We start from the raw sequence: 7,550 nt of genomic DNA, 5'->3' as shown, positions 1-7,550 counted from the left end.
GTGGTAGCGCAGCGTCGCGAGGCCACGCGCCGCCAGCTCTCGCGCCACCGCCTCCAGGAAGCGGTGGCGCATGCCGGCGCCCGCGCCGTGCGCCAGGACGAACAGTGCCCTGGCGTCTTCCGGGCGAAGCACCAGCCCGGAGACACGCCCCGCTGTCGTCCCAGCGTCAATCTCGTGGTCGGTGGCGAGAGGCCCGTGGGCTGAGCTCATGGCCTCACCGCTACACGCCCTTCCGACGAGCGGACGCGGACCCCGATCACGGTTCCACCGGGTAGAGACTCATAGCCGCGCCTGCAGCCGCTCCAGGGCCGCCGCCAGGTCCGGCTTCGCCTCGAGCACGGCACGCAGCGGGTCGTGCTTCATGCGGGCGAGCCGTCTGGGCACCGTGCGGATCGTGAAGCTGGCGATGTCCAGCCGGGCATTCACTTCCTTCCATTCGAGCGGCGTGGACACAGGCGCGCCGGGCAGCGGGCGTACGCTAAAGGGCGCGACCAGCAGCCGGCCGTGCCCGTTCTGCCCGTAATCCACGTACACGCGCCCATCCCGCTTCGAGATCACGCGCTGGATCGTCGCGACCTCGGGCAGCTCGGCGGCCACCACGCGCGCCAGCAGCTCTGCCAGCAGCCGGGACTGCTCGTAGGTGCACTGGCGTGCCAGCGGCACGAGCACGTGCAGCCCCGAGGAGCCGCTGCTCTTCACATAGCAGGGCAGCTCGATCTCCTCGCACAACGCGTGCAGCGCGCGCGCCACCTCGACCACGTGTCGGAATGGCGCCTCCTTGGGGTCCAGGTCCAGGATGCACCAGTCCGGGAGCTGCAGGGTGGCTACACGGCTGGCCCAGATGTGCAGGGGGATGGACGCCATGTTGGCAATGTACAGGAGCGCGGGCTCGTCCTCGGCGACGAAGTAGCTGAGCTCGCGCTGCGAGTCCTCGCTCCACAGACGCACCCGCCGGATCCACTCGGGCGCAAACTCGGGCGCATCCTTCTGGAAGAAGGACTTGCCCTGGATGCCGTCGGGATAGCGCGTCAGCACTACCGGCCGGTCCTTGAGGTACGGGAGCAGCCACGGGGCGGCCGCGCGGTAATATGCGATTAGGTCGCCCTTGGTGTACCCCTCCTCCGGCCAGAACACCTTGTCCAGGTTGCTGAAATGCACCACCCTCTCGTCCGCTCCCGTGCCCGTGCCCGTGCCCGTGCCCGTGCCCGTGCCCGCCCCGGCGCCTTTGCGCGCACGGCTGCGCGCGCCTGCGCCCGCATGGGCGCCCGCATCCGCATCTGCAAGCGCGGTCGCCTCCAGGGCTGCCGCGCCGCCCCGCTTCACGCACTGCTCCGGCGGCTTGTCCTCGCGCAGCCGCAGGAACACAGGTTGGCGGAGCAGCCCTTCCTCGGTCCACTCCTTGTAGCGCACCTCGCACACCAGTTCCGGCTCGACCCAGGCGTGGGCTTTGCCGCTGGGCGCGCCCTCGCAGGCGGGCGAGTCGCGCAACCGCGCGTCCAGCTCGGCGCGGATCGCCTGCAGTTGTCTGGTATCGAAGCCGGTGCCCACGCGCCCGGCGTAGACCAGCCGCCCGTCTTCGTAGGCGGCGAGGTGCAGCGCGCCGAAGCCCGCGCGCGCGCCCCCGGGCCGGGTGAAGCCTACCACCACGAAGTCGTCGGTCCGGTCCACGCGCACCTTGATCCAGTCGGCCGAGCGCCCCGCGCGGTAGCGCGAGTCCGCCTTCTTGGCGACGATGCCCTCGAGCTGCAGCCTGGCGACCTCGCGGTAGAAGGCCTCGCCCTGCTCCTCGATGTGGTCCGAATAGCGCAGTGCGCCGGCGGGCGGCAGCACGCGGCGGAGCAGGGCCTTCCGCTCGACGAGCGGCAGTGTCCGGAGGTCGAACCCCTCGAGCGCCAGCAGATCGAAGGCGTAGAGTGAGGCCGGCAGCTCGACGGCCGCGCGCCGGATGTCCGCCGGCCGGGTGAGCCGCGAGCGCTGCTGCAGCCGCTGGAAGCTGGGGCGCCCGGCGTCGTCATAGACCACGATTTCGGCATCCAGAATGATGCCGTCGAAGGGCAGGGCGGCGAGTGCCCGGGTGAGTTCGGGGAAAGTGGCCGTCGCGTCAGCCCCACTGCGCAGGCGGAGCTGCCCCTCGCCCGCCGCTCGCCCGCCCAGCGCGCGGTAGCCGTCGTACTTCAGCTCGTAGATCCAGCCCGCGCGCGAGAAGGGCTGGTCCCGTGTCTCGGCCAGCATGGGCTCGATTTCCGCTAACGCCACGGCCCGCTGCGGCGCCTTCAGCCGCTCGAGCTCTGCACGCAGCGCCGCCGCCCGGTCCCCGCCGGCACCCAGCTCCTCGACCGTGAGGCCGGAGAGGACGGAGGCCTCGGAGAAGTCGTCTGCGCCGGCCACGGCCAGGGCGTCCCGCTCCTTGATGAGGAGCCAGTCCTTCTCGCTCTTCTTGAGCTTCACCAGCGTCCAGCGGCCGCGCAGCTTGTAGCCCTTGAGCTCGAACAGGAGCTTCCCCTTCTCGAGCCCCTGTGCTGGATCCTCGACCGGCACCCACTCGCCCCGGTCCCACACGATGACCGCGCCCGCGCCGTAGTTCCCCTCCGGGATGACGCCCTCGAAGTCGCCGTACTCGAGGGGGTGGTCCTCGACCCGCACGGCCAGGCGCTTCTCCGCCGGGTCGCGCGACAGGCCTTTGGGCACCGCCCAGGAGCGCAGCACTCCGTCCATCTCGAGGCGCAGGTCGTAATGGAGCTGCCGCGCCGCGTGCTTGTGGATGACGAACAGGTGCGACGTCGCCTCCGCCACCGCGCCGGCCGGCTCGGGGGTGCGCTCGAGCGCGCGCTTCTCCCGGTAAGCTTTCAGGGAATCAGGCAATGGTTTATCCCTTGCGGGGTCCTCGAAACTCGGGCTATACTGTTGTTATGGCTGCACGTCCAATCGGTTCCGCCACAGTTTCGTTCGGCCTGGTTTCCGTCCCGGTGAAACTCTACGCCGCGGGCGAGCCGTCCGCCAACATCTCGTTCAACTGGCTGCACCAGAAGTGTGGCTCGCGGCTGAAGCAGCAGTACGTGTGCGCGCAGGATGGGGAGAAGGTCGAGAAGGACGAGATGGTGAAGGGGTACGAGTTCGCCAAGAACAAGTACGTCGTATTCACCACGGAGGAGCTGAAGGCGCTGGAGGAGAAGGGCGACGGCTCGATCGAGATTGCCGAGTTCGTGCCCGCGGGCGAGGTGGACCGCATCTGGGTCGAGAAGTCGTACTACGTGGGCCCGGACAAGGGCGGCGACCGCGCCTACCGGCTGCTGGGCGCGGCCATGCGCGAGACCGGCATGTCGGCACTGGGGCGCTATGCCGCGCGCGGCAAGCAGTACCTGGTGCTGCTGCGGCCCATGGAGAATGGGCTGGTCATGGAGCAGCTCCGCTACGCGCACGAGGTGCGCTCCTTCTCGGAAGTGCCCATTGGCGATGGCCAGGTCAAGCCGGAAGAGCTGAAGCTGGCGGTGCAGCTCGTCGAGCAGATCAAATCGGACGCGTTCCGTCCAGCCGCCTACCAGGATGACGTGCGCGAGCGGGTCCTCGAGCTGATCCAGCGCAAGGTCGAGGGGGAGGACATCACGGCGGCGCCGGCGGAGGAGCCGAAGACGCAGATCATCGACCTGATGGAGGCGCTCAAGGCCAGTCTGGCCAGGGCCGAGCCGGGTGCGGCGGCGGAGCGCAAGCCAGCCAGGCGGGTCGAGCGCCGGCCGGCGGCGACAAAGGCAGCCGCCAGGCGCTAGAAACCTGGTCCGACGGGCGGGGGCGATGAAGTCCTACACCTCGCGCGACGTCGCCAGCCTGCTGGGTCTACCCATACGCCAGGTGCGGGCGTTCGCCCGCTCCGGTTTCCTCACACCGGGCCGCGGCCCTCGCGGCGAGTATCGCTTCTCCTTCCAGGACCTGGTGCTCTTGCGCACGGCCAAGGGGCTGGCCGCGGCGCGGGTGCCGGCGCGGCGCATCCGCCGGGCACTGAGCCGGCTGCAGCAGCAGCTCCCGCGCGGCCGTTCGCTATCGGAAGTCCGCATCGCCGCCCAGGGCGACCGCGTCCTGGTGAGCGATGGCCGGACCACCTGGAACCCGGAGTCGGGGCAGTTCCTCTTCGATTTTGCCGTCTCCGAACTGGCCACGCAGGTCGAGCCACTGGCGCGTCGCGCGGTGCAGGCCGCGCAGGAGGCGGGCGGCGAGATGGACGCGGACGACTGGTACGCCCTGGCGCTGGACCTGGAGGCGTGTGCGCGGGCCGAGGCGCGGCGCGCCTACGTGCGTGCCCTGGAGCAAGACCCGACGCATGCGGACGCACTGGTCAACCTGGGCAGACTGCTGCACGAGGACGGGCGCGTAAGCGACGCCGAGAGGCACTACCGCGGCGCGCTGGCGGCCAACCCGCGCCACGCGACCGCGGCCTTCAACCTCGGCATAGCGCTCGAGGACCTGCGCCGGCCAGCCGAGGCCGAGCAGGCCTATCATCAAGCGCTGGAGGCCCAGCCGGACTTCGCCGACGCGCACTTCAACCTTTCCCGCCTCTACGAGCGCCAGGGCGACCGCGTCGCGGCGCTGCGCCACCTCAAGAGCTACAAAGGCCTAGTCGAGCACCGCTCCCGGCCCCATCTTCTCGGACCCGCGCGAAACCAGTAGTGGGCCGACGTGCGGCTGCAGTGAATCAGCGTAACCGTGCCCAGGAGAAACACGTGACCTCTCGACTCGCAGTCGGGCGGCCTCCGGCGCTGTCCGCCCTGGTCTTTTCCCTTCTGATGGCCGGGGGCTGCAGCTCGCGGACGCAGATCCTGCCCGCGGACCTGGTGCTGCACAACGGCGTGGTCGTGACCGTGGACAGTGCCCGGCCGCGGGCCGAGGCGCTGGCGGTCGTGGGCGACCGCATTATCGCAGTAGGCGGCAACGCCGAGATCCGGCGCACCATTGGCCCGAGCACGCGCGTGATCGACCTGCAAGGGCGGCTGGCCATGCCGGGCTTCATCGAGGGGCACGGCCACTTCCTGAGTCTGGGCCGGCGCAAGGCGATGCTGGACCTGACGCGCGCGCATAATTGGGACGACATCGTCGCTATGGTGGGCGCGGCGGCCGCGCGCGCCCGGCCGGGCGAGTGGATCACCGGCCGGGGCTGGCACCAGGAGAAGTGGAACCCTCCGCCCCCGGTGACCATTGATGGCGTGCCGCTGCATCACGAGCTGTCCCGGGTGAGCCCGGACAATCCCGTGATTCTCACACACGCCAGTGGGCACGCCGGCTTTGCCAATGCCAGGGCTCTCGAGCTGGCCGGCATCACGCGCGAGACGCCGGACCCGCCCGGCGGGCGGATTGTGCGGGACGCCGAGGGTAATCCCACGGGTCTGTTGCGCGAGTCGGCGCAGCGGCTGGTGGGCGAGGCGCAGGCGCGGGCGCAGGCCGGGCGTGCGCCGGAGCAGGTCGAGGCGGAGACGCGCCGGTTTGCCGAGCTGGCGGCCGAGGAGGCGCTCTCCAAGGGTATCACCAGCTTCCACGACGCCGGGGTCTCCTTCCCCACGATCGACTTCTATAAGCGGCTGGTCGACGAGGGCCGCCTTCCCGTCCGCATGTACGCCATGATCCGCACCCAGGGCTACGACGAGCTGGCCGCCAACCTCTCGGCGCAGCGCCTCATCGGGTACGGCAATCATTTCCTGACCGTACGCTCGATCAAGCGGCAGATCGATGGCGCGCTGGGCACGCACGGCGCCTGGCTGCTCGAGCCGTACCTGGACCTGCCCGGCGAGACGGGCCACACGCTGGAGCCGCTGGAGGAGCTGCGTCGCGTGGCCGAGCTGGCCCTCGAGCACGGCTTCCAGGTCAATACTCATGCAATTGGCGACCGCGGCAGCCGCGAGGTGCTGGACGTCTACGAGCAGGTCTTCCGGGCGCACCCGGAGAAGAGGGACGTGCGCTGGCGCATCGAGCATGCGCAGCACCTCCATCCGGCGGACATCCCGCGCTTCGGCCAACTGGGAGTGATTGCGTCCATGCAAGGTGTGCATGCCACCTCGGATGGCCCCTGGGTGCTCAAGCGGCTGGGCCCCGAGCGGGCCGAATCCGGCGCTTACGTCTGGCGGAGCTTGCTCCGCAGCGGGGCGGTGGTGAGCAACGGCACGGACGCGCCGGTCGAGGATGTGGACCCGATTGGCTGCTTCTATGCCACGGTCACCCGGCGCATGAGCACCGGCGAGGTTTTCTACCCCGGGCAGCGCATGACGCGGGAGGAGGCGCTCCGCTCCTACACCCTGGCCAATGCATACGCCGCGTTCGAGGAGGACATCAAGGGCTCGCTCACGCCCGGCAAGCTGGCGGACATCGTCGTCCTTTCCAGGAACATTCTGAGCGTGCCGGAGGCGGCGATCCTGGACGCGCGCGTGGACTACACGATTGTGGGGGGCCAGGTCAGCTACCAGCGCCAGGCGCTGGACAAGGCGGCTGGTCAAGAGTAAGGGGGAGGGGCCGGTTCGGTTTACTTCCCGGACCAGTAGGTGGCCTTGATCAGGAAGATGTTGTTCGGCTTCTCGCGGAAGACTGCCGCGGCATCGCGGCTGAAGTCGAAGTCGCCCAACGGCTCGCTGCCGCTCCGCTCCTGCTGCCAGACCAGGTAGAGGGTCGAGCCCGGGCGGTACTCCCAGCGCAGCACGGCGTTGCCGCGCAGCGAGCGGAAGTTGAAGTCGGGATTGGCGAAGGAGAAGTTGCGGGTGGCGGGGTCGCGGTCGGGATCCAGCACGTAGGCGCTGTCCCGGCCTTCTGCGGAGGAGATGGCCCGGAGCTGCGCGGCGTCGTAGCGGTTCTTGGCCAGTCGGCGCGGCGCGGCGAACTCCTTGAAGTTGCGGTAATCGGCCGAGGCGACGAAAGGCTGCAGGAACACTTCGAGGGTGAGCGTGGGCGAGAAGGTCGCGCTCAGTCGGGTGTCCATGGCCAGCGTCCTTTGCACCAGGTCGGCGAAGACGATGCGCTGGCTGTAGAAGTGGCTGGCGTTCCCGTCATCGAAGCGGCGCACGAACTGCGCCGTGCTGCCGCTGCGGCTGAAGGACGGCCCTAGCGAGACGGCGAAGCTCGAGGTCGGCTTGAGGCGCAGGTCCATGCCCAGGTTGGAACTGTGGCTGCCCTCCGCGTTCCAGCCGTAGCTGGGGAAGAAGCCCAGCACCACAGGCTTGCGCCAGTCCGTGTTCAGGTTGGCGGCGACGAACCAGTTGGCCGCGCGGCGTACGACCGGGCCGCCGCGGGTGAGCCGGTCATCGAAGGTTTCCGGGCGGTGGATGGCCATGCCGTTGATCCACCAGTAGTTAGCGAGCTGGCTGCCCGCCCAGCCGTGGAACTGCCGGTCGGTGAGGTCGCCGTCGAAGTTGTACTGCTGCTGTGCCCCCAGCATGAGGTCGGCGCGGCGGTACCAGCGCGTGGGCTGCGTCCACTGGCGCCCGAGGTTGGTGTTCATCCAGACGTAGTCTGCGCGCGTCAGGAAGGCGAGGTCGTTCACCTCGAAGCCGGGGCTGCGCAGGTTCACTGCGCTCTCCCAC

At 69.6% G+C, this 7,550-nt stretch carries 6 protein-coding genes; 3 read left to right on the top strand and 3 right to left on the bottom strand.

What is annotated here, in order from left to right:
* Both HY703_10490 and ligD read right to left on the bottom strand, forming a co-directional pair.
* A partial coding sequence (locus HY703_10490; GenBank protein MBI4545615.1) for a hypothetical protein occupies window positions 1-210 on the bottom strand: 210 nt, incomplete at its 3' end.
* A 69-nt stretch (window positions 211-279) separates the two neighbouring features.
* Window positions 280-2,862: a DNA ligase D gene (gene ligD / locus HY703_10485; GenBank protein ID MBI4545614.1), complete on the bottom strand. Its 2,583-nt coding sequence runs from the start codon at window positions 2,860-2,862 to the stop codon at window positions 280-282.
* Window positions 2,863-2,909: 47 nt separating this feature from the next.
* Between ligD and HY703_10480 the strand changes: the two genes are divergently transcribed.
* From HY703_10480 to HY703_10470, 3 genes are all read left to right on the top strand, one after another.
* Entirely contained in the window at window positions 2,910-3,764 is an 855-nt protein-coding gene (locus HY703_10480) for a Ku protein (GenBank protein MBI4545613.1), read from the top strand.
* Window positions 3,765-3,768: 4 nt separating this feature from the next.
* A complete protein-coding gene (locus HY703_10475; GenBank protein ID MBI4545612.1) occupies window positions 3,769-4,659 on the top strand; it encodes a tetratricopeptide repeat protein in 891 nt (296 codons plus the stop codon).
* A gap of 116 nt (window positions 4,660-4,775) precedes the next feature.
* A complete protein-coding gene (locus HY703_10470) occupies window positions 4,776-6,479 on the top strand; it encodes an amidohydrolase (protein MBI4545611.1) in 1,704 nt (567 codons plus the stop codon).
* A gap of 20 nt (window positions 6,480-6,499) precedes the next feature.
* On the opposite strand, the gene HY703_10465 is transcribed toward HY703_10470, so the two are convergent.
* Window positions 6,500-7,537 carry a hypothetical protein gene (locus tag HY703_10465; GenBank protein ID MBI4545610.1) on the bottom strand — a complete coding sequence of 346 codons (1,038 nt, stop codon included), beginning with the start codon at window positions 7,535-7,537 and terminating at the stop codon, window positions 6,500-6,502.
* Window positions 7,538-7,550 lie beyond the last annotated feature (13 nt).

It is taken from the genome of Gemmatimonadota bacterium, assembly GCA_016209965.1.
Classification (GTDB): domain Bacteria; phylum Gemmatimonadota; class Gemmatimonadetes; order Longimicrobiales; family RSA9; genus JACQVE01.
Note: the sequence above shows the minus strand (reverse complement) of the source record. Positions and strands in the feature narration are given on the sequence as shown.

Excerpts from the sequence above, each read along its gene's own strand:
- HY703_10480 (MBI4545613.1), top strand. The coding sequence starts at position 2,910 with ATGGCTGCACGTCCAATCGGTTCCGCCACAGTTTCGTTCGGCCTGGTT.
- HY703_10470 (MBI4545611.1), top strand. The coding sequence starts at position 4,776 with ATGGCCGGGGGCTGCAGCTCGCGGACGCAGATCCTGCCCGCGGACCTG.